Here is a 22,762-nt window from a genome sequence, read left to right as displayed (position 1 = left end):
AATTAATACCTCGGCTTTCTTTCTCTAATTTCTTCAATAAATTGCACATAGTGCTCATAACGATAGTTTGTAATATTCCCTTCTTCTACCGCTTCTTTCACCGCACACTTCGGTTCAGAAAGATGTGTACAACCTCTAAATTTACAGTATTGACTCTGTTCTTTCAACTCTGGAAAACAATATGTGAGATCTTCTACTTCTATATCGATGAAATCGAGTGAACTAAATCCAGGTGTATCCGCCACAAGCCCACTTCCTACTTCAATTAATTCCACATGTCTTGTCGTATGCTTACCTCGTCCTAAATGAGCTGAAATCCCACTCGTTTTTAGTGCTAAATCTGGACGTAACACATTTAAAAGCGAAGATTTCCCTACACCAGATTGACCTGCTACAACGGAAACACATCCTTCTAAAAACGGCTTTAACACTTCTATACTTTCTGATGTTGTCGTTGAAGTGAATATAACGTCATATCCAATTTCCATGTAATCCTTCGCATATGCCTCAATCATTTCACGTGTTTTCACATCTATTAAGTCCATCTTACTAATACAAATAATTGGCTTAATATTATGAAACTCAATTAAAACTAAAAACCGATCTAATAGCAATGGATTGAATTCTGGTTCTACGGCTGAAAACACAAGAAGTGCTTGATCAATATTCGCAATCGGTGGACGCACAAGTTCATTTTTTCGTTCTAATATCTCTAGAACATATCCTTCACTCGGATTATCAGCTTGAAATACAACTTGATCACCAACAAGCGGTGTAATCTTATGCTTGCGAAATATACCTCGTCCGCGGCACTGTGTTATCCCTTCTTCATGCTGCACATAGTAGAACCCACTTAAAGCTTTTATAATTTTCCCTTCTGGCATACGTTCTCTCCTTTATTTATCCCGCTATTCGCGGGCAGTAATACTCCCATCTCAAAATTCAGCGAAAGCATTGTCCAGCTTCAGTGGCTAGAATGTTCGGTGGCTTCGCTTCTTCCCCCTCACATTCTGAACGAGCCACTTCCGCTTTTCTTAAGAAGTTTGGTAGGAGATAAACTGCCCCTAAAAGCCCGATTGGTTCAACTAATAATCAGTGGGGGATGAAGAAAATCCCACTGATTAAAGTTTCACTTTATCTTGTTCTAAAAGACATAAAAATAGTTATTCACAATAGACTTTAGAACGAGATTCGTTCAACTCACCATTTATAATTATTTTTAATAGGAGTTTCACCTTATTGCGTTGGATACAAAACTTCTTTTTCAATTAAGGTCGTTCCGTCACGAACAATTTTGTAACGCCCTTTTTTTCCTTCTTGAATAATAAAGTCAAGAGAGACTGTCGTTGACTCTGTTATCGTTCTCGTTTCAAACGGTTTATCCATAGTATTTTGCATATCTTCTTTATATATTTCAATTTTTTGTGGTGTTTTCTCTCCAGTTGCTGGTCCTTGATACTGAATCGGAATATTGTCAACTTTTACAATTTTTGTTGGTTTTTCTTTTTGTCCTTCAGAGACAGTAATTGTTACTTTTGCCCCTTCTTTTAAGTTCGTGTCTGGCTTTGGTGATTGAGAAATAACAAGCCCCTTCTCCACTGTATCAGAATACTCTCTCTTTATTTCTGGCACTAGCTTTTTCTCGTTTAAAGAGCTATTTACACTACTTTCTGTCCAACCAGAAAAATCAACGAGTCGTATTTGTTTTGGTCCTTTACTAATCCAAACCTTTACCTCTTGCTCTTCTTCTACAATAGATTGCCCTGCTTCTGGACTTTGTTCCACAATTTCACCTTGCGGCTTGTCACTTTCAATATAATAAGGAATAACCCCTTTATATGGAGTCAATTCATCTTTAATCTTTTCATAATCTTTCCCTATTAAATTAAGCATTTTTTTCTTTTGCTTTCCACCTGATTTGAAAATCGTAATTTTTGTATTTGCTCGTACAACTCGTCCTGCCGCTGGACTTGTTTTAATAACCTTACCTTCTTCCACTTCATTCGTATATATAACTTGCGGTGATGATGTCAATTCAAATCCTTTATTCCCAAGTATATTCACTGCTTTTTCATATGTCATTCCAGACACATCTGGCACTTTAACTTCCTTTGGAATAAAGAAACCTGGAATCACCGTCACTGCCAATATTCCACAAACAACTAAAAATAGGAACGTCGTTAACAAAATTTTAAGCCAACGATTGCTTTTTTTCTTCTTTTGTTCTTCTGGTTCGTCCTGCTGCTTTTCTTCTTTCGACTTTCCAGGTAAAACAATTGTTTCTTCAGTATTTGCACTTATTAACTGTTCCTGCTGAATGATAGGAATCGCTTTTGTTGCTTCCATATCTTCTGGTATATAGAAAGGTTGTTCATTTATTCGTTCTGGATATAATGCAGTTTCAATATCACGTTTCATTGCATTTACAGACTGATAACGATGAAACGGATCTTTCGCTGTTGCTTTTAAAATAATATTTTCTACACTTTGCGGAATATCAGGATTCCACCTTTTGGGAGATGGTGTTTCATTTTGTAAATGTTTAAGCGCAATAGAAACAGCAGATTCTCCAGAAAACGGCGGCCTTCCAGTTAATAATTCAAACATTACAATCCCAAGAGAATAAATGTCTGATTGCTTATTTGCAACACCACCTCTTGCCTGTTCAGGAGATAAATAATGAACAGAACCAAGCACAGAATTTGTGTGTGTTATAGTAGTTGCACTTGTCGCAGTTGCAATCCCAAAGTCCGTAACCTTCACAACACCATCATTTCGAATTAAAATGTTATGAGGCTTAATATCACGGTGGACAATTTCAAAATGATGCGCATGAGCCATCGCAGCAGTTAATTGTTCCATAATATTAATCGCTTCTTCTACAGGAAGAAGACCTCGCTGTTGTATGTATTGTTTTAACGTTTGACCTGGTACATATTCCATAACAAGATAATAGATTCCATCTTCTTCTCCAACATCATACATATTCACAATATTTGGATGCGATAACGTTGTAACCGACTGTGCTTCTCGATGGAAACGCTTAATAAATTCTTCATTATTTGAATAGTCAAGCCGCAGCATTTTTACAGCTACATCACGATCGAGTATGTCATCATGTGCCAAATATACATTGGCCATTCCCCCGCCGCCAATCATTTTTAGTAGCTTGTAACGGTCATTTAGGCGTCTTCCAATCATCACGTTGTCATTCACCTACTTTCGTTCGCCGAGTCCGCATAATCAATAATGACAAGAGTAATATTGTCTTCCCCTCCAAAATCATTTGCAAGCTGCACAAGCTGCTCACTTTTTGCTTGCAGAGGCTCATCAGATTTTAAAATCTCTTGCATATTACTCATTGCAACTTTATTAGATAACCCATCCGAACAGAGTAACAGTTGATCTCCCTCTTCTAATACTAAGGTTTTCACATCTAATATAACGGTTTCTTCCGTACCAAGTGCCCTAAGTAAAACATTTTTTCTAGGATGATATTCGGCATCTTCTTTTGAAATTTCTCCATGCCGAACGAGTTCATTTACAAGGGAATGATCTTCTGTAACAAGTGACATATAATCATCTGATAACATATAACAGCGACTATCTCCAATATGACCAATCGTAACAAAAGTATCCGTACATATAGCAGCAACGATTGTTGTCCCCATTCCACTACATTCTGGATGTTCTCCAGAATATTTATATACTCGTTCATTAATAATTTGAGCATGATTATGTAACCATTGTTCTGCTTTTTTAGGCGTATCCATATTATACGTTTGTTTCCAATAGTCATGGAACAATTGGATTGCCATCGAGCTAGCAACATCGCCTGCTCGATGACCTCCCATTCCATCTGCTACAACAGCTAAAACCTCTCCATCTAAATTATGAAATACTCCTGCACTATCTTCATTATGTTGACGAACCTTCCCTTTATCAGATAGAAACACGGTTTTCATTATCTCACCTCGTCTCTTCTTTGCGCTCCTTTGCACGCAATTGACCGCAGGCTGCATCAATATCATGACCTTGTTCACGACGAATTGTTACGTTAACACCACGATCTTTTAATGTTTTTTCAAACAAGAAAATTTGTTCACGCGGCGTTCTCACATAATCGCGTTCTGGTACGTAGTTAACTGGAATTAAGTTAACATGACATTTTACACCTTTTAACAGCTGAGCTAATTCTACAGCATGTTCGACTTGGTCATTTTCTCCTCCAAATAAGCCATATTCAAACGTAACACGGCGCCCTGTTTTTTCAGTATAATATTTAATAGCTTCCATTAAATCTGGCAGCTTGTACGCTCGGTTAATTGGCATTAATTTTGAACGTAGCTCTGTATTTGGAGCATGTAAAGAAACCGCAAAATTAATTTGTATGTTTTCTTCCGCAAACTTATAAATTTTCGGGATAATCCCACTTGTTGATACCGTCATATGACGCGCTCCAATGTGAAGTCCTTTTTCATGATTCACGATGCGTAAAAACGCCATTAAACTATCATAATTATCAAATGGTTCTCCAATTCCCATCACGACAAGAGAGCTGACACGCTCATCTGTAGCGTCTAACTCACGTTGTACTTCGACAACTTGTGCAACAATCTCACCAGCTTCTAAATTACGTTTTAAACCGCCAAGTGTTGATGCACAAAACGTACAGCCAATTCGGCAGCCAACTTGTGTTGTCACACAAATTGAATTTCCGTATTCATGGCGCATTAATACTGTTTCAATAGAATAGCCATCATGCAGTTGAAATAAAAATTTAATCGTTCCATCTGAAGACGTTTGTTTTACTAATGTTTTTAAAGTTGTAATATCAAAGGAATTCGACAATTTTTCACGCAATCCTTTAGAAAGGTTTGACATATCCTCAAAAGTTGTTACTCTTTTTTTGTATAGCCAATCAAAAACTTGACCGGCACGGAATTTAGGTTCTCCTTGTTCTTTTAACCATTGTTCCATATCATGAAGCTGCAAGGAGTAAATAGATGGTTTTTTTTCTTCTAATTCTTTTTTTTGTTTTTTCACAGTTGTTTCCATGATGCTACACCTTCTTTCTTAAACAAGCAATATAAAATCCATCCGTTGCAAAGTAATGCGGCAAAATTTGCAATCCACCTTCTACTACATACGGATGCACAGCTTTTGGCAGTCGTTCTTTCACCGTTGTATCCCATTCAAATTCAGGATGTGATTGTAAAAACTGCTCTATTACTTGTTCATTTTCTACTTTCTCAATTGTACACGTACTATAAACAAGGCGCCCTCCCTTTTTCAACAAAGGCGCTACCTTTTCTAAAATGGATAGTTGAATATTGGCAAGTCTTTCACTATCTTCTTTTTGTTTTCCCATTTTAATATCTGGTTTACGGCGAATTACCCCAAATCCAGAACAAGGGGCATCTACTAATACTTTATCAAAGCTCTCTTGTTCAAAATGCTCTTGCACTTTCCGTGCATCAAGTGCTTTTGCTTCTACATTCTCTAGTTGAAGGCGCTTTGCTTGCTGCTGAATTAAACGCACTTTATGTGGATGTAAATCAAGAGAAATAACTTTTCCCGTTCCTCCCAAACGTTCAGCAATATGCGTCGTTTTCCCACCAGGAGCAGCGCAGCTATCAAGAATTATCTCTCCTGCTTCTGGATCAAGCGCACGAGCTACAAGCATAGAACTTTCATCTTGGATAGATAACACTCCTTCTTGAAATGCTTCTGTATGAGCTACATTCCCTTTTTCAATTTGAATCGCATCTTCCGATAAATCGCCACGCTTTACCTGAATTCCTTCTGTTTCTAACATTTTGAGCGCCGCTTCTACAGACGCTTTTGTTACGTTAACCCTGGCTGTCGGAACTGGCGGGAGTAAGTTTACTTCACACATTTGCCTTGCTGTTTCAATTCCGTACGCTTCTATCCACTCTTTTACAAGCCATTCTGGATGACTAGTTGCAATAGCAAGGCGCTTTTCTGGACTTTTAATCTCATCTAGCGATGGAACACCTTCACGCTGAATCGAACGAAGTACTCCATTCACAAGTCCGGCGATTCCTTTATGACTACGACGCTTCGCAATTTCAACTGCTTCATGAATGGCTGCCCGCTCTGGAACACGATCTAAATACAACATTTGATATAAAGAGAGACGAAGCAATACTTTTACCCATAGTTCAATCTTTTTTCGTAAAAACGGCTGTAAATAATAATCAAGTGTATCACGTCTTTGGATTGTTCCATATACAATTTCAGTTAACAATCCAACATCTTTTTTATCAATGCTACTTTTTTCAATAAGGTTATTTAAAAGCAAGTTGCTATATGCGCCGCTTTTTTCAACTTGCACTAAACCGTCAAGAGCTAATTCACGAACATTTTGTTTCATGCGTCTTCTCCTAACTTCGTACCCATTTCAGGTTTTGTTCCACGTAAAAATTGTGAACAATCCATACGTTTTTTACCAGACGGTTGCAACTCAGTAATTTTAATTGCCGTTTCATTTCCTGTTGCCACAACGAAACCATCCTCTTCAATTGCAACAACTGTTCCCGCTTCAGCTTTCTCTGTTACAGGAACTTTTTCTCCCCACCATACTTTTACAACTTGTCCTGCTAATGTCGTATAAGCAACTGGCCAAGGATTTAATCCCCGAATATGATTGTAGATCTCTTCTCCTGTTTTCGTCCAATCAATCTTTTCCTGCTCACGTTTAATATTATAAGCAAATGTTGCTTCTTCCTCATTCTGTTTAATTGGTTCTAACTTTCCTTGTATTAAAAGCGGAACCGTTTCAGATAATAAATGAGCTCCAGCTACGCTTAATTTATCAAATAACGAGCCGGTTGTTTCACGTTCTGTAATTTCCACTTCTACTTGCGTTAAAATATCACCAGCATCTAATTTTTCAACCATATACATGATTGTAATGCCTGTTTTTTCTTTTCCTTGCATAATAGAATAATGAATAGGTGCACCACCGCGAAGTTCTGGAAGTAACGAAGCATGAACATTAATACATCCATATTTCGGCGCTTCTAAAATTTCATTTGGTACGATTTGTCCAAATGCAGCTGTCACAATCAAGTCCGGCTCTAATGCCAACACCTGTTCATATTCCTCTTTTTCACGAATCTTTAACGGTTGTAACACCGGAATACCATGTTTTTCTGCTTCAACTTTCACAGGCGTTGGGGTTAACACCTTTTTTCTACCTACCGGACGATCAGGCTGTGTCACAACACCAATCACATCATATCCATCTTCAATAAGACGACGAAGCACCGGCACTGAAAAGTCCGGTGTTCCCATAAATACAACTTTCACCATTTAAAAAACTCTCCTTTTACATCTCTTCTAATTCATTTTCCTCATAATATCGCGTTACTTTAGATGTAAATAACACACCATGTAAATGATCGATTTCATGTTGAATTGCACGGGCCAAAAAGCCGTCTGCTTCTAATAAAAACACTTTCCCGCGGCGATTTTGGGCACGTACTTTAATATACTCAGCACGTGTTACATCACCAAAAAGCCCCGGAAAACTTAAGCAGCCTTCGGGACCTACTTGTTCACCACGTTGTTCTAAAATAACAGGATTAATTAATTCAATTTTCCCATTATCATCATCGATGTCTACAACAGCAACTTGCAGACTTACACCAACTTGCGGCGCTGCTAATCCAACACCATCCGCAATTAACATCGTTTCGTGCATATCTTTTAAAAGCTTCACTAACTTTTTATCAAAATTTATAACACGTTCACACGGCGTTTCTAATACTTCATTTGGATGTTTTACTATTTCTAATGTTGCCATACTGCTCTCCTTTTCAACATACAATCAGATTAAAATAAAGTGAAACTCCCATCAATGAGGGCACTCCTTACTGATGATTAATCTCCCTACTTGTAAATGTTCCACTTTATTTTATCCATTTCCCTCTAAATTCAGTTCTACTACATCAACATAGTTGGATTAAAATCAATTGAGATTTGCAAGTCTTTTTGCATTTCTGCTTGATAATGTTCATTTACCATTTTAAGCACGTACTTTAAGTTTGGTTCCCGTTTGTATTTTATCATGCATTGGTAGCGATATCTATCTTTTATACGAGGAATTGCCGAAGCAACCGGACCTAAGATCATCGTTTGCTGTGAACAATGTTGTCTTAAAAAACCAACAATTTTCTCTGTTACCTGCACTGCTTTTAACAATTCCGGATGAGATACTGTAACTAATGCAACGTAATAATATGGTGGATATTGCCGCATTTTCCTCATATACATCTCACGTTCAAAAAATATATCATACTTCTGCTGTTTTGCTAATTCTATACTATAGTGTTCAGGCGTATACGTTTGAATCACTACTTCTCCTGGAAGTTCGTGACGTCCAGCTCGGCCGCTTACTTGTGTTAAAAGTTGATATGTTTTTTCACTTGCCCGGAAATCCGGCAAATGCAGCATTGTATCTGCTGTCAATACACCTACAAGCGTCACATTTGGAAAATCAAGACCTTTCGCAATCATTTGCGTTCCAAGTAAAATATCTGCCTCGCCTGCCCCAAATGACTTCAGAAGCTTTTCATGCATCCCTTTACGACTTGTCGTATCCACATCCATTCGAATAACGCGTGCTTCTGGAAACAATTTTGTAATTTCCTCTTCAACCTTTTGTGTTCCTGTTCCAAAGAAGCGGATATAGGTACTATTACAAGCAGGACAAGCATTCGGCAAATTTTCCTCATAACTACAATAATGACATTTCAAGCGGTTATTCATTCTGTGATATGTAAGTGAAATATCACAGTGCGGGCATTGCACGACATATCCGCAATCACGGCACATAACAAATGTCGAATGTCCTCTTCGATTTAAAAAAAGCACCATTTGTTCTTTTTTCTCTAATCGATCCGCTATCTTCTCATGAAGAAGCTGAGAAAACATCGAACGATTGCCATCACGAAGCTCTTCTCTCATATCAATAATCTCAACTGCCGGCAAATCCTGTTCATTCATCCGTTTTGTCATCGTAAGAAGTGTATATACACCTTTTTGGGCACGAGCAAACGATTCTAGTGTAGGTGTAGCACTTCCTAATACAACAGAACAATTGTGATATTCTCCCCGCCGAATTGCAACAGAACGTGCGTGGTAGCGTGGATTATCCTCTTGTTTGTAACTCGATTCATGTTCTTCATCAATAATAATAATTCCTAAATTCTCAAATGGTGCAAAAATTGCTGAACGCGCCCCTACAACTACTTTAACTTCTTTCCGTAAGATTTTACGCCATTCATCATATTTTTCCCCAACAGACAATGCACTATGAAGAACTGCAACTTGCGAGCCAAAACGCCCTTTAAAACGATCCACCATTTGCGGCGTTAACGAAATTTCAGGTACAAGTACAATGGCTTCTTTTCCTTTTCTAAGCACTTCTTCAATTGACTGTAAATAAACTTCTGTTTTTCCGCTTCCTGTGACACCGTACAGTAAAAACGTCTCATGCCGCTCTTCTGTAATAGAAGTTAAGATCGGTGTAATCACCTGTCGTTGCTCTTCTGTAAGCGGGAATGGTTTTGTACGCTCAAAAGCATCATCATCATACGGATTCCGGTATACTTCCACATATTTTTCAGCTAACAAACCTTTTTTCACAAGAGATTTAATGGGAGCATCAGTCATTTGCAATTCTTCCATTACTACTTTTAACGATACGGACTGATGGTGTTCCATGAAATAATACAATACATCTTGCTGCTTTTTACTCTTTAGACGAAAGGCCGTTTCCTCTAATTCTTCATAAGGCAAAACAGGTTGAATCATTTTTTGTTTTTTCTTTTGCGCCTTATCCTTTACTTCATAAACAACTTCTACATTCCCTTTTGCAATTTCTGTTTGCACTGCACGGTACATCTGTGGTTGTTCATCAAGCACATTCCAATCGATGCTTTCTTTTCCTTGAAAGAGCAATTTCACATTGGCCGCTACGTCTTCCGGTCTATGAAGACGTAGCTGTTTTTTATATGTCGCTTTAATTGCTGTTGGCAACATAACTTGGAATGCTGAAATTGTGAAACAAAGCGTTTCTTCTGTAAGCCAACTTCCAAGCTGCAACAATTCCTCATTTAATACAGGTGTAACGTCTAACAATTCATGCAATGTTTTTAACTTATTTACATCTACATCTACTGTATCTTTTATCCCGATGACAAATCCTTGTAATTTTCGCGGTCCAAATGGAACAACGACTCGCATACCCGTTTGAACAAGATCTTCCCAACGTTTAGGAATAATATAATCGAATGGCCTATCCGTTTGCCTTGCTGGAACATCGACAATTACACTTGCAAATTTCATGCAGGATCCTCTTCCAGCATTCTTTCAACATGTAGTAAAATTTCTCTCGCTACTTCCAGCTTTGTTAATAGCGGCAATTCAACCACGGCACCATTTCGTTTATACATCGTCACAATATTTGTGTCCGTACCAAATCCTGCCCCTTCTGCTTTTACATCATTGGCAACAATCATATCAGCATTTTTCTCGCGTAATTTTTTCGTTGCATACTCTTCAACGTTTGTTGTTTCTGCTGCAAAACCAATGAGTAATTGATGTTCCTTTTTCTCACCTAATGTTTTCAAAATATCTGTCGTTCTTTCTAATTCAATAACTGTATCGCCGCTTTTCTTTTTCATCTTCTCATCGTATACAAACTTTGGACGGTAATCCGCTACTGCTGCTGTTTTGATTACAACATTCATATTGGCATAATGATGTAAAACTTCCTCTAACATATCTTGTGCAGATTGTACTTGTATTGTCGTTACATTCGCAGGGGGCGTTAGCGCCGTTGGACCAGAAATAAGAATGACTTCTGCACCAAGACTTGCCGCAACTTCCGCAAGTGCATATCCCATTTTCCCAGAAGAAAAATTCGTCATAAAACGAACTGGATCAATTTTTTCACGTGTCGGACCTGCTGTCACCAATATTCGTTTTCCTTGAAGCGGCTTCTCTTGTGAAAAATGCATTTCTAACATTGACACAATATTTTCTGGTTCTTCTAATCGGCCTTTGGCAACATATCCGCAAGCTAAAAAGCCTTCTCCAGGCTCAATAAATGTATAACCTAACTGTTTTAACGTTTGCATGTTTTTTTGGACAACTGGATTTTCGTACATATGAACATTCATCGCAGGTGCAATCCACACTGGAGCCGTTGTTGCAAGAAGCGTCGTTGAAACCATATCATCGGCAAGACCATTTGCAAATTTACCAATAATGTTTGCTGTCGCCGGTGCAACAAGAACAATATCAGCCCAGTCTGCTAAATCAATATGAGCAATAACTGCTGAATCTTTTTCATCAAATGTATCTGTGTATACATCATGGCGAGAAAGCGCTTGAAACGTAAGCGGTGTAACAAACTTCATTGCCGATTCACTCATCATCACTTTCACAAGCGCACCTGCCTGTGTTAATTTACTTGTGAGCGCAGCTGCTTTAAATACAGCAATACCTCCTGTGACACATAAAAGTATTTTTTTCCCTTTTAGCATAAGCCTCGTCCTCTTTCTTTTATGAAACTTAGTCCTATATGAATCCATTTTGATTTTTCGACATATAGATCTCTGCTATGCAGAATACAACATGACCGCCACTTGCTTTCTCCCTTTGTTTTAAAACCTCGCATGTGGTAGGAAAAGGCCCTGACCGCTTCTATGCATGGCCAGATGCTCTCGCCCATCTAATAAGAAAGCTTTTATGTTGGTTTTTTCACTTATCTATATCGTAAAAAAATAACAACCTACTTGTAAATAGGTTGTTACTGTTACATAGAAAAGTATAGTATCTATGCCTCTATTTGTCGAAAAAAAAGCTTTATTTATGGTTGTTATCTTCACTTGGTTCGTAGTTTAATAATTGCGCATTAATTTCTTCTAACGCTTTTCCTACAAATTTATGCGATACTGGTTGTTCAACACTGCAATCGTTATGCTCTTGCATTTCACGAGCACGTTTTGCAGCTACTGTTACTAGCGTATATTTAGAATCAATTTTTTGTAACAATGAATCAATAGATGGGTTTAACATATTACATTTCCTCCGTCATTTCTTTATAATATTTTGCTACTCGCTCACGGCGACAATGTTCACCTACCACAATTGCATTAATACGTTCGCAAGCAAGTTCTACTTCATCGTTTTCTACTACGTAGTCATAAGCATCCATCATTTCGATTTCTTCTTTTGCTACTGTTAAACGATTTTGAATTACTTCTTCTGTTTCTGTACCACGGCCCACAATGCGGTTTTTTAGTTCCGATAAACTCGGAGGAGCTAAAAAGATAAATACTCCTTCTGGAAAAGCTTTCTTTACTTGAATTGCACCTTGCACTTCAATTTCTAAGAAAACGTCTTTCCCTTGCTGCAATGTTTGCTCTACATAATCAATTGGTGTTCCGTAATAGTTTCCAACAAACTCCGCCCATTCAAGCAGTTTATTGTTACGAATCATCTCTTCAAACACTTCTCTCGTTTTAAAGAAATAATCAACACCATCTACTTCTCCTTCACGCGGTTTACGCGTTGTTACAGAAATAGAATATTGTAAATTTGTATCTTCTTTACTGAACAATTCCTTTCGAACTGTTCCTTTTCCAACACCAGAAGGCCCTGAAAGAACAATGAGCAACCCTCTTCTACTTCTCATATATATGTTAAACCTACCCTTCGTCACTTAAATCTTCTTTATTGTTTAACCGATGTGCAATTGTTTCCGGTTGTATTGGGCTTAATACAATATGCCCATCATCCATAACAATCACTGCTCGTGTTTTTCGACCATAGGTAGCATCAAGCAGCACGTTTTGTTCACGAGCTTCCTGCACTAACCTTTTAATCGGTGCTGATTCCGGACTTACAATGGAAATAATTCGATGTGCTGATACGATATTTCCATATCCAATATTTAAAAACCGCATGGCCATAATTTGCGCCTCCTAGTAAGTCTATCCGATTTCTCCCTCTCGTATAACTTCATATACAATTGACAGCTACTCAATATTTTGTACTTGTTCACGAATTTTTTCAAGATTATTTTTCATTTCAACAACATATTTTGAAATTGTTAAGTCATTTGCTTTTGAACCAATTGTATTAATTTCACGATGCATTTCTTGTACGATGAAATCCAACTTTCTTCCAACTGGCTCTTGACTTTGCAGCGCCTCTTGAAATTGTTCTAAATGACTTTGCAAACGAACTAATTCTTCATGAATATCACAGCGGTCTGCAAATACCGCTATCTCTGTAAGTAATCGTTGTTCTTCTAATTCTTGATTATGTAATTCTTTCAAACGGTTTTCTAAGCGCTCACGATATTTTTGAATAACTGACGGCGCATATGGGACAATGGCACGCACACACGCGTAAATTCCTTGTAAACGATGCTCCAAATCTTTATGCAGTCGTTCCCCTTCACCATCACGCATCGTTTTTAACATACTAGCAGCACAGCAAACCGCTTCATACAAACTATGTTCAAACGCTTCATTTACATTTTCAACTTCTTCAATTGCTGTCACTTCCGGCATAGCAATAAGCTGCTGTAATGTAATCGAATCCTGTAATTGAAATTTTCCCTTCGCTTCTTCCATAATGAGCTTATATTGCTCTAAAAGGGACCAATCCACGCGTAATTTCCGTTCAATGAGTCCTTGTCCTTCAACAATAATCGATACTTCAATACGTCCGCGGCCTACTTGTTCTGCAATTAATTTGCGGATTTTATCCTCGAACACCATCATTTGCTTCGGAAGACGAATATTCATCTCTAAAAAACGATGGTTGACCGACTTCATTTCTACTGTAATTTGAAACGCATCACTTTCTACTTTTGCGCGTCCAAAACCTGTCATACTCGAAATCATTTTATCACATCCAAGCCATGATCTTCCTCAATGAAAAAGGTAATAGAGATTCTACTCTACTACCTTTTAAAATTATAGCACACTTTTATCTCATTTACTATTTCAAGTTTACACCTCTTTTATATACAATTGGTTTCTTTTTTTCAGACTTCCCAGTTAGTAAAGAACCTACTAATAAAAATGTCGGAATAGAAGAGAGCCCAACAACCAAGAGCCAATCTCTCGCTTGAATTGGCATCGTACTAAAGATCGGTTGCAACGGCGGATAATATATCACTACTAGCATGAGTAAAATCGAAATAATTACTGCTCCTACTAAATACATATTTCCAAATGGGTTACGGTGAAAGACAGAATGTTCACTACGGCAATCAAACACATGAATAAGCTGAGCTAAAACAAGTGTTGCAAACGCAACTGTTTGCGCATACTTTAATTCATTCGGATGTTGATTGTATGCAATAATGAATGCTAAGAGTGTCATCGCACCAATTAAAAAACCACGGCTCACAATTTTCCATGCAAGCCCTCTCGCAAAGACCCCTTCTTTTGGATGGCGCGGTTTTCTTCGCATCACATCACCTTCTGCTGCATCAAGTCCGAGCGCCATGGCTGGCAAACCATCTGTTACTAAATTCACCCATAATATTTGAATGGGTACGAGCGGCAGGGGCAATGCTAATATCATTGCAAATAGCATAACTAAAATTTCCCCTACATTAGACGCTAATAAATAACGAATAAATTTACGAATGTTTTCGTAAATATTTCTTCCTTCTTTAATTGCTGCTTTTATAGTTGCAAAATTGTCATCTAATAACACAAGAGATGATGCTTCTTTCGCAACGTCTGTTCCAGTAATCCCCATTGCCACACCAATATCAGCTGCTTTTATAGCAGGCGCATCGTTCACACCATCACCGGTCATTGCCACAATATGATCTTTATTTTGCAACGCCTTCACAATTTTCAATTTATGTTCCGGAGAAACACGTGCAAAGACATATGTTTCATCAACAATATCTTCCAATTCTTCAATCGACATGTTTGCAAGTTCGATTCCTTCTACAACGCGACCACCATGTGACAAAATCCCAAGCTGCTCAGCGATTGCCATCGCTGTTACTTTATGGTCTCCTGTAATCATAATTGTTTTAATACCCGCATCTTTACATTCTTGTACCGCTTGCTTCACTTCCGGTCTTGGCGGATCAATCATTCCTTGCAATCCAATAAACATTAAATCTTGTTCCGCTTCTCGTTCACTTTGCAGGTGATCCGTTGTTTTTAATGGTTTAAAAGCAATTGCAATTGTACGAAGTGCTTGACTTCCTAAATGATGAATCGCCGTTTGTACTTCATTTCGATACAATTCTGTTAATGGCTGCTGTTTATTTCCCCATAAAATGGTCTGACTCATTTGTAATAAAACATCAGGTGCTCCCTTTGTTACCACAAATTTTTTCCCTGCCTTGTCACGAACGATTACACTCATCATTTTCCTCGTTGAATCAAACGGAAATTCGTGAATGACCTCAAATTGATCCTTTACCCCTTCTCTTGAAATACTAGCCTTCATTGCTGCTGCAACGAGTGCACCTTCTGTCGGATCACCGTCTAATACATATGTTTTTTTCTTTTTTACAATATTTGCGTTATTACATAAGCATCCAAATGTGAGAAGCTGATATAAAGAGCGAGCCGCTGTCGGATTTATTTTCTTATCACCCTTCATAAATTCACCTTTTGGTTCATAGCCTTGCCCCGTTACATTCCACGTTTCACCACTCGACCATACATGTGTGACCATCATTTTATTTTGTGTCATTGTCCCTGTTTTGTCTGAACAAATGACAGATGCACACCCTAATGTTTCAACCGCAGGTAGCTTTCTTACAATTGCTTTTTTCTTAATCATCCGTTGAACTCCAAGTGAGAGTGCTACTGTTACAATGGCTGGCAGCCCTTCTGGAATCGCTGCAACAGCAAGCGAAACACCCGCTAAAAACATATGATACATTTCATTTCCTTGATAAACACCAACTAATACAACGAGTGCCGTTAAAATTAATGCAACAATAATCAAAATTTTCCCAAGCTGCTCAAGTCTTCTCTGCAATGGTGTTTCATTTTGCTGTGCGTTTTGCAGCATATTTGCAATTTGTCCCATTGCTGTATTCATCCCTGTTCCAATAACAACTCCAATACCAGATCCTCTCGTGATCATCGTTCCCATAAATGCCATATTTGTTTGATCACCAATTGAAATATCAGCACCATGCAGAACATCCATTTTCTTTTGGACCGGCACTGATTCTCCGGTTAATGCTGACTCTTCAATATATAGACTTGAAGCTTCAATAAGACGTACATCCGCACCGATACGATCTCCACTTGAAAATTTAATAATATCTCCAAGTACAAGACCTTTCGAAGGAATTTTCATCCACTTCCCATTTCGAAGTACAGTTACTTGCGGGGCGGCAAGCTCTTTTAATGCTTCCAGTGATTTTTCTGCTTTTCTCTCTTGAAAAAACCCGAGAATGCCATTAATAATAACAATTGCTACAATCGCAATTGCATCAACATATTCTCCTAAAAAAGCAGAAATAACCGTTGCTCCAAACAAAACAAGTACCATAAAATCTTTAAATTGCGCCAAGAACACAAGAAGTGCAGAAGGCCGTTTTGCTTCTTGCAATTCATTTGGGCCTAGTTTTTTCAACCGAATTCCCACCTCTTGCTCCGTCAATCCTGTTTTTACATTTGTATTCGTTCGCTCTTCAACTTCATGTGCACGCAGTTCATACCAATTCATCTCGCCATCTACCTCCTGATTGCAGACATGCTCTAATGAAAGCTTATTCAGCCTCGTCCGAAAAAATGCTATAATTAACTTTTAGTGAGAAAGGAGTGTTTAACATGGCATTCGATGGATTATTTACAAGAGCAATCACACATGAAATTGCAAATTCTCTTCAAACAGGAAGAATTTCAAAAATATATCAACCGTCAAAATATGAAATTTTATTACATATTCGGGCAAACGGAAAAAATCAAAAATTACTTCTTTCCGCACACCCAACATATGCACGGATGCATCTAACAACACAAAATTATGACTCCCCTGCATTACCGCCAATGTTTTGCATGCTTCTTCGCAAACATCTAGAAGGTGGATTCATTGAAAAAATTGAACAAATTGATTTAGAACGGATGATTCGAGTTACAATTCGCAGCCGCAATGAAATTGGTGATGAATCATTAAAAACATTAATTATTGAAATCATGGGGCGTCATAGTAATATCATTTTAGTAGACTCCAAAACAAATATAATTTTGGATAGTTTAAAACACGTTTCTTTAGCGGTAAACCGTCACCGCACTGTATATGCCGGGTCTGAATATATTGCACCGCCAGCGCAACAGAAAATCAATCCCTTGCAAATTGAAACGCAAGAAGAATTTATTCGACCGCTCGACTTTTTATCAGGAAATATGGATAAACAACTCGTAGGAGCTTTTATAGGAATCTCTCCATTATTTGCAAAAGAAGTAGTTGCAAAGGCTGGCATGGTGAATGAGCATGCATTATCTGAAGCATTTTTCACACTACAAAAACCGCTCTTACAACATCAGTATACGCCTTCGATGATTGTAGCAAATGGGAAAGAATTCTTTTATTTATTCCCACTTTCACACTTAAAAGGTGAAGAGAAAGCATTCTCATCTGTCAGTGAATTACTAGATCGATTCTTCTTTGGAAAAGCAGAGCGTGACCGCGTAAAGCAACAGGCCCATGATTTAGAGCGGTTTATGCAAAATGAAAAAGCAAAAAATGAAAAGAAAGTAATTAAATTACAAAAAACGTTAGAGGACGCGAGCAAAGCAGATAAATATCAACTATTTGGTGAATTGCTTACTGCTAATATGTACGCAATGAAAAAAGGCGACAAAGAAATTGAAGTTATCAATTACTATGATGAAAATAGCGGCACTGTAAAAATTACTTTAGATCCACTGCGCACACCATCAGAAAATGCACAGCGTTATTTCCAAAAATATCAAAAAGCAAAAAATTCCATCGCAATCGTTGAAGAACAAATCGAAAAAACAGACGAAGAAATCTTTTACTTTGACAGCTTATTACAACAAATGGAAGCTGCTTCTTCTAAAGATATTGAGGAAATTCGCGAAGAACTAGCTGAAGAAGGATATATGCGGAATCGCAAAGCGAAAAATGTAAAGAAGAAACCTGCAAAACCTATATTGGACAAATATATTGCAAGTGACGGAACAGAGATTTTAGTCGGAAAAAATAACAAACAAAACGATTATTTAACAAGTAAACTTGCACGCCGAGATGAAATTTGGCTTCATACGAAAGACATTCCAGGATCACACGTAGTCATTCGTTCATTAGAGCCAAGCGACGAGACATTAATTGAAGCAGCAAAGCTTGCTGCTTACTTTAGTAAGGCAAAAGAATCGAGCTCAGTTCCAGTCGATTATACGAAAATTCGTCATGTGAAAAAGCCGAGCGGAGCAAAGCTTGGGTTTGTGACGTACGATAATCAACAAACAGTATATGTAACGCCAGATGCAGACACGGTGATGAAATTAAAGGCTTAAAGATAAAAAGAGATGATTACAATAGGGTAATCATCTCTTTTTCGTTCATTTTTTACACAATCATTTTTTTGTCAAATAATATAGACACAAAATTACCTTGTGTGTCTATATTATTTGACAGAGATTTAGCGAAACTCTTTTCTCAGCAGAACTTTACTCCCTATTCATGCTACATAAACAACTTTCCCCCTTATACAAAATGTTGGCATTATTATTGCTTTATGTAAGGGGATGAAAGGGAGGAATTAAAATGAATTCAAGAATTAAAAAAATACAAAAACAGCTACATCAATATGGAATAGACGGATTACTTATTACAAAAAAAGAAAATCGTAGATATACAACTGGATTTACAGGTACTGCTGGAGTTGTCTTAATCTCCCCTACAAATGCAGTATTTATTACAGATTTCCGTTATACAGATCAAGCGAAAGCACAAGTACATGAAGCAGAAATTATTATGCACAAAGGGAACATAGAACAAGAAATTGCCGCTCAAGTAGACAGATTACAAATTAAAAAACTAGGTATAGAAGAAAATAACATGACGCTAAAACAATACACAGCGTTGCAAAATTATATAAATGTCAAACTTGTTCATGTAGATGAAATAATCGAGACGATTCGTACCGTAAAGGAAGAGTCTGAAATCGAAATGATTAAAATTGCCGCTCGCATCGCAGATGATGCCTTTGGGCATATTACAACTTTCCTAAAACCTGGCGTATCCGAACACGATGTAAGAGATGAATTAGAATTTTTCATGCGAAAACAAGGAGCTTCCTCTTCATCGTTTGACATTATCATAGCGTCTGGTACTCGCTCTTCTCTCCCGCACGGGGTAGCTACAAGTAAAATCATTGAAGACGGTGATATTGTTACATTAGACTTTGGTGCACTTTATAACGGATATTGCTCGGATTTAACGCGCACTGTTGCAATTGGCAGTTGTTCTAAAGAATTTGTAAAGATATACAACATTGTACTTGAAGCTTTAAAACGCGGCACTGAAGCAATCCGCCCAGGTGAGTCGGCAAAAACAATCGATGACGTTACAAGAAATTACATTACTGAACATGGCTACGGTGAATACTTCGGTCATTCAACAGGCCATGGAATTGGATTAGAACTTCATGAACCTCTTCGATTATCAAAAGACAGTACAGACACGCTGTTAGAAGGAATGGTTGTAACCGTAGAACCAGGTATTTATATCCCAAACTTTGGCGGTTGCAGAATTGAAGATGATATTGTCGTGACGAAAACTGGGTATGAAGTGATTACACATGCGAATAGAGAACTTATTGTTTTAGGATAAAGTGAAACTTTCTTCACCCCTACTGTTCATTATATAAATACAAGTTAAAAAATCGACATAAAAACAGGAATCTCTTCCTATTTGGAGAAATTAAGTATAGGTCGGTTTTTCAGAACAGGGGGATTTCTATGGAGAATTTATTTTTAATTGATAAAATTGATGGATTAAGCGATGATTTTTCTAAACTTGTTTCAATGATGAACTATGCACGTTTCTCGACACTACAGGCTGTCCAAGGTTTAACAATTGAGGAATTAGACTATTTATATGATGAAAATACAAATTCAATTGGTATGCTTCTGTATCACATGGCGGCTATCGAATTTTATTATCAAATTCATACATTTGAAGACAGAGAACCGACAGAGGAAGAACTAGAACGCTGGTTACCAGGTGTTGAACTAGGTAATCTTGGACGCGAGAAAATTAAAAACCAGCCATTAGACTTCTACATCAATACATTACAAGAAGTGCGCGAGAAAACAATCGCTACATTTCAATCACTTCCAAACGAATGGTTATTTAAAACAACTACATTTTGGTATGATAAACCAGCAAACAATTATTTCAAATGGTTTCATGTATTTGAAGACGAGTTAAGTCATCGCGGACAAATACGAATTATTAAAAAAATGCAACAAGCTCATTCCGTAAAATAATATACAAAAAGCTGTATTATTGTATACGTGAAATAGTACAGCTTTTTGTTGTGGCTTTGATTTATCCCTTCATGGATTTAACTTATATGCTTTAATTGTGTGTCTTCTTTCTATTCCGTCCTTTAAGTAAAGCAAAACCACTTAAAATTGCTAAAGTTGTAAAACAAACCACTGTTCCGACTGAAATTCCATTACTAAACGTTGAACCTATGAAAATAATACATAATCCTACGATTCCAATAATAGTCGTAGTTGGAAAAAAACTCATTTTAAAATTAGGCATTGTTGAATAAGTTGGACGTAATTTAAGTTGTGCAAAGCAAATACTTAACCAAAGCAATAACATTGTAAATCCTGGAATTGTCATCATTGTTCTGATAATACTATCTGGAGCAAAGAATGCTAGTCCTGCCCCTATCAATAATAATAAGCCATTAAAAGCGATTGCAATGATTGGTGCACCTGATTTCGCAGTCTGTTTCAATATTTTTGGCGCTTCTCCTTTTTCAGCTAGCGCAACCATTGTTCTGGAAGTAGCAAAAACTCCTGAATTCGCAGCTGAAAGAACTGCAGTTAATAAAACAAAATTCATGATGTGTGCAACACCTGGGATACCAATAGCATTCATTACTTGTATAAACGGACTTTCATTTCCTGCAACTTTATTCCAAGGTATTAATCCCGCAATAATTGTAATGGGCAAGATATAAAATATGATAACGCGCCAAACAACACCCTTTATCACTTTAGGTAAAACCTTTTCAACGTCCTTTGTCTCAGAAATTGCTACCCCTATTAACTCAGATCCTCCGAATGAAAACATTACAATAAAACAAGCACTAAATACCCCTTTAATACCAGTTGGAAAGAATCCCCCATGCCCAAGTAAATGTTCCGTTGGTGTCGATGGAGCAAAACTCGTTAGTCCAAATAAGACTGCTCCGCCTAAAAGGATGAATAATATAAGTGCCAAAATTTTTATACTAGCAAACCAAAATTCCATTTCGCCATAAAATTTCACCTGAAAACTGTTAATTCCCACAACTAAAAGCGCACAAATAGCACTCAGTAACCAAAGAGGTACATTCGAAAACCAAAATTGTAAAAAAGAGCCTGCAGCTAATATTTCTACAATTGTAACAAGCGTCCAGTTAATCCAGTATAGCCATCCAACGACAAATGATACATGAAACCCAAAAGCCTTATGAACTAAATGTTGAACATTATGATTTGGATAAACAACAGCCATTTCAGCTAAAGCCACCATAACAATCATCATTAATAATCCACCAAGTAAGTACGAAATAATTACACCAGGCCCGGCAATCCCTAAAGTATCTCCACTACCTTTAAAAATACCCGTACCAATCATTCCCGCTAACGCTAAAAATTGCACATGTCTAGGTAATAACTCTTTCTTTAAACCATCTTTCTTCATTCTGTTCTCCTCTTTCTGTTCCTAATTTTTCAAATTGTTTTGCAAGTAATTTTACATAGTAATAGCCATCTTCCATAGCTATTCACCTCCTTTACATCACTATTGGTACTTAGTGGAGGTAAATAAAAAATCCCTACTGAAATTAATCAGTAGGGACGATTTTATTCGCGGTACCACCCTAATTATTGACAAATCCTATATGTCAATCTCTTCATTCTCTATAACGGCTCTTCACCGTCTTCCCCTTACATTTCGCTCGAAGAAGATGCTCCTGGATTGTAATTCATGTTGTTCTATGTACTGACTTACACCTACCGTCAGCTCTCTTTAACAGGGAAAACATACACTACTCTATTCCATTCATCGCTTATCTATTATTTAGTTGTTATGAAAATACAAAAATCCCTACTGAAATTAATCAGTAGGGACGATTTTATTCGCGGTACCACCCTAATTATTGACAAATCCTATATGTCAATCTCTTCATTCTCTATAACGGCTCTTCACCGTCTTCCCCTTACATTTCGCTCGAAGAAGATGCTCCTGGATTGTAATTCATGTTGTTCTATGTACTGACTTACACCTACCGTCAGCTCTCTTTAACAGGGAAAACATACACTACTCTATTCCATTCATCGCTTATCTATTATTTAGTTGTTATGAAAATACAAAAATCCCTACTGAAATTAATCAGTAGGGACGATTTTATTCGCGGTACCACCCTAATTATTGACAAATCCTATATGTCAATCTCTTCATTCTC

18 protein-coding genes and 2 other annotated features are annotated in these 22,762 nt (G+C 37.4%); of the genes, 3 read left to right on the top strand and 15 right to left on the bottom strand.

From position 1 onward, the window contains the following. Positions 1–2 precede the first annotated feature (2 nt). The 14 genes from rsgA to WAZ07_RS15345 all read right to left on the bottom strand — a co-directional run bounded on the left by rsgA (position 3) and on the right by WAZ07_RS15345 (position 16,770). Positions 3–884 carry a ribosome small subunit-dependent GTPase A gene (gene rsgA / locus WAZ07_RS15410; protein ID WP_336473189.1) on the bottom strand — a complete coding sequence of 294 codons (882 nt, stop codon included), beginning with the start codon at positions 882–884 and terminating at the stop codon, positions 3–5. Between the two features lie 352 nt (positions 885–1,236). Then, complete coding sequence (gene pknB, locus WAZ07_RS15405; RefSeq protein ID WP_336473188.1) at positions 1,237–3,204, bottom strand: Stk1 family PASTA domain-containing Ser/Thr kinase; 1,968 nt, start codon at positions 3,202–3,204, stop codon at positions 1,237–1,239. A gap of 8 nt (positions 3,205–3,212) precedes the next feature. After that, complete coding sequence (locus WAZ07_RS15400; RefSeq protein WP_090912699.1) at positions 3,213–3,965, bottom strand: Stp1/IreP family PP2C-type Ser/Thr phosphatase; 753 nt, start codon at positions 3,963–3,965, stop codon at positions 3,213–3,215. 4 nt (positions 3,966–3,969) lie between these two features. Then, a complete protein-coding gene (gene rlmN / locus WAZ07_RS15395) occupies positions 3,970–5,058 on the bottom strand; it encodes a dual-specificity RNA methyltransferase RlmN (RefSeq protein ID WP_090912696.1) in 1,089 nt (362 codons plus the stop codon). 4 nt (positions 5,059–5,062) lie between these two features. Next, positions 5,063–6,397 carry a 16S rRNA (cytosine(967)-C(5))-methyltransferase RsmB gene (rsmB, locus tag WAZ07_RS15390; RefSeq protein WP_336473187.1) on the bottom strand — a complete coding sequence of 445 codons (1,335 nt, stop codon included), beginning with the start codon at positions 6,395–6,397 and terminating at the stop codon, positions 5,063–5,065. After that, positions 6,394–7,338, bottom strand: a complete 945-nt coding sequence (gene fmt, locus WAZ07_RS15385) for a methionyl-tRNA formyltransferase (protein WP_090912692.1) — start codon at positions 7,336–7,338, stop codon at positions 6,394–6,396. Before fmt ends, rsmB begins: the two co-directional genes overlap by 4 nt. A 16-nt stretch (positions 7,339–7,354) precedes the next feature. Then, the gene (gene def / locus WAZ07_RS15380) at positions 7,355–7,831 is read right to left on the bottom strand and encodes a peptide deformylase (RefSeq protein WP_090912690.1); all 477 of its coding nucleotides are present in this window, start codon (positions 7,829–7,831) and stop codon (positions 7,355–7,357) included. Between the two features lie 140 nt (positions 7,832–7,971). After that, positions 7,972–10,377 carry a primosomal protein N' gene (gene priA / locus WAZ07_RS15375; protein ID WP_336473186.1) on the bottom strand — a complete coding sequence of 802 codons (2,406 nt, stop codon included), beginning with the start codon at positions 10,375–10,377 and terminating at the stop codon, positions 7,972–7,974. Next, positions 10,374–11,579 (bottom strand): bifunctional phosphopantothenoylcysteine decarboxylase/phosphopantothenate--cysteine ligase CoaBC, encoded by a 1,206-nt coding sequence (coaBC, locus tag WAZ07_RS15370; protein ID WP_336473185.1) that lies wholly within the window; start codon positions 11,577–11,579, stop codon positions 10,374–10,376. Before coaBC ends, priA begins: the two co-directional genes overlap by 4 nt. Before the next feature lie 322 nt (positions 11,580–11,901). Beyond that, positions 11,902–12,114 carry a DNA-directed RNA polymerase subunit omega gene (gene rpoZ, locus WAZ07_RS15365; RefSeq protein WP_090912684.1) on the bottom strand — a complete coding sequence of 71 codons (213 nt, stop codon included), beginning with the start codon at positions 12,112–12,114 and terminating at the stop codon, positions 11,902–11,904. A gap of 1 nt (position 12,115) precedes the next feature. Next, complete coding sequence (gmk, locus tag WAZ07_RS15360) at positions 12,116–12,733, bottom strand: guanylate kinase (RefSeq protein WP_090912682.1); 618 nt, start codon at positions 12,731–12,733, stop codon at positions 12,116–12,118. A gap of 13 nt (positions 12,734–12,746) precedes the next feature. Continuing rightward, positions 12,747–13,010 carry an extracellular matrix/biofilm regulator RemA gene (gene remA, locus WAZ07_RS15355; RefSeq protein WP_020059206.1) on the bottom strand — a complete coding sequence of 88 codons (264 nt, stop codon included), beginning with the start codon at positions 13,008–13,010 and terminating at the stop codon, positions 12,747–12,749. A gap of 66 nt (positions 13,011–13,076) precedes the next feature. Then, on the bottom strand, positions 13,077–13,952 hold the full coding sequence (locus WAZ07_RS15350; RefSeq protein WP_090912680.1) for a YicC/YloC family endoribonuclease: 876 nt from the start codon (positions 13,950–13,952) through the stop codon (positions 13,077–13,079). A gap of 97 nt (positions 13,953–14,049) precedes the next feature. Next, the gene (locus WAZ07_RS15345; protein WP_336473184.1) at positions 14,050–16,770 is read right to left on the bottom strand and encodes a calcium-translocating P-type ATPase, SERCA-type; all 2,721 of its coding nucleotides are present in this window, start codon (positions 16,768–16,770) and stop codon (positions 14,050–14,052) included. Positions 16,771–16,874: 104 nt separating this feature from the next. Between WAZ07_RS15345 and WAZ07_RS15340 the strand changes: the two genes are divergently transcribed. From WAZ07_RS15340 to WAZ07_RS15330, 3 genes are all read left to right on the top strand, one after another. Beyond that, positions 16,875–18,584 (top strand): Rqc2 family fibronectin-binding protein, encoded by a 1,710-nt coding sequence (locus WAZ07_RS15340; RefSeq protein WP_336473183.1) that lies wholly within the window; start codon positions 16,875–16,877, stop codon positions 18,582–18,584. Between the two features lie 250 nt (positions 18,585–18,834). Continuing rightward, a complete protein-coding gene (locus WAZ07_RS15335) occupies positions 18,835–19,902 on the top strand; it encodes a M24 family metallopeptidase (protein WP_336473182.1) in 1,068 nt (355 codons plus the stop codon). Between the two features lie 128 nt (positions 19,903–20,030). Next, entirely contained in the window at positions 20,031–20,561 is a 531-nt protein-coding gene (locus WAZ07_RS15330; protein ID WP_336473181.1) for a DinB family protein, read from the top strand. 91 nt (positions 20,562–20,652) lie between these two features. On the opposite strand, the gene WAZ07_RS15325 is transcribed toward WAZ07_RS15330, so the two are convergent. Continuing rightward, positions 20,653–21,999 (bottom strand): amino acid permease, encoded by a 1,347-nt coding sequence (locus tag WAZ07_RS15325; protein WP_336473180.1) that lies wholly within the window; start codon positions 21,997–21,999, stop codon positions 20,653–20,655. A gap of 148 nt (positions 22,000–22,147) precedes the next feature. Next, positions 22,148–22,372, bottom strand: a binding site (T-box leader). 47 nt (positions 22,373–22,419) lie between these two features. Next, positions 22,420–22,644 (bottom strand) — a binding site (T-box leader). Between the last annotated feature and the right edge of the window lie 118 nt (positions 22,645–22,762).

The organism is Bacillus bruguierae (genome assembly GCF_037104725.1).
Taxonomy (GTDB): Bacteria; Bacillota; Bacilli; order Bacillales; family Bacillaceae_G; genus Bacillus_A; species Bacillus_A bruguierae.
This window is presented reverse-complemented; position numbering and strand designations above follow the sequence as displayed.